This is a genomic window from Halorubrum sp. AD140 (assembly GCF_034497445.1).
Taxonomy (GTDB): domain Archaea; phylum Halobacteriota; class Halobacteria; order Halobacteriales; family Haloferacaceae; genus Halorubrum.
This window is the reverse complement of the sequence record NZ_JAXRUU010000294.1, coordinates 1-1,106: the sequence shown is the minus strand read 5'-3', so window position 1 is coordinate 1,106 and position 1,106 is coordinate 1. Positions and strand designations below refer to the sequence as shown.

The following is a 1,106-nucleotide window of genomic DNA, read 5'->3' as shown; positions in this document are numbered from 1 at the left end:
AATCGCACCGGATATAACGGACTCTACCGAGAAAACCAGTCTGGGGGGTTCAATGTACCGTTTGGGGAGCACAGTAACCCGGATTATATCCGGGAACGACAAATCCGTGCTGCAAGTGCTACTCTTGATGGTATTGACATCCACAATGATGATTTTACATATATTGCTGAACGAGCTACATCGAAAGACCTCGTCTATTTCGATCCTCCATACGAACCAGTCTCAAAAACCGCAGACTTCACTCAATACCAATCAGATGGGTTCAGTAAATCCGATCAAGAGCGGCTTCGAGATCTTGCAGTCAGACTAAACAAAGATGATGTTCATGTCGTAATATCGAATTCTCCACCAGTATGGGAACTGTACAATGACCTCCCAGATTTTACCGTTAACTACGTCAATGCTGCTAGAATGATCAACAGCGATGCAGACAATCGCGGCGATGTCGCTGAGGTTATTATCACCAATGTTCCTCCGTGACAGCAGCAACAACAAAATATCCGAGACTATATTTAATATAATAAAACTCGAATAAAATTGTCTTGTTTATATTCCAGTAAGTCTGTTCTGCTTAATCAAGTGGAAGTCAGTTATGCTGAATAAATTAAGATAACGCGACTTGGGATATTTCGGTGACAGGGGAGACGAGGCAGAGAGAGCACACTACACTATAAGTATCAATGTGACTCATTGCTTCTCAATCGAATGGTAGCATTGTCTAAACCAGATTGGCTCGAGCCACGTGGATATCAGGATAAAGCCGTACAAGCATGGATGAATAGCTCAGGACAGGGAATCTTGAATATGGCGACGGGAACTGGTAAAACGGTCACTTCTCTATTAGCCGCATCCCGGCTTGCATCACTCCAAGACGACTCATTGGCTCTCATCGTTGCTGCCCCGTACCAACATTTAGTGGATCAATGGAAAGAGGATCTAAATGACTTCGGTGCCTCACCTGTCCTCGCATATCAGTCACGAACCCGTTGGACAGATCCGCTGGCTAGCCAAATCACTGAGTATAACTCTGGTGTCCGAGATATGCTGGCAGTCATAACAACTCATAAAACGTTCTCTAGTGATCACTTCCAGAGTCTCATCGACCG

At 44.7% G+C, this 1,106-nt stretch carries 2 protein-coding genes; both read left to right on the top strand.

What is annotated here, in order from left to right; translation table 11 throughout:
• Positions 1-480, top strand: a 480-nt coding sequence (locus U4E84_RS18310) for a Dam family site-specific DNA-(adenine-N6)-methyltransferase (protein ID WP_322533490.1), incomplete at its 5' end; no start/stop codon positions are given.
• A gap of 225 nt (positions 481-705) precedes the next feature.
• The coding region (locus U4E84_RS18305) for a DEAD/DEAH box helicase family protein (RefSeq protein ID WP_322533489.1) at positions 706-1,106 on the top strand (401 nt) is incomplete at its 3' end.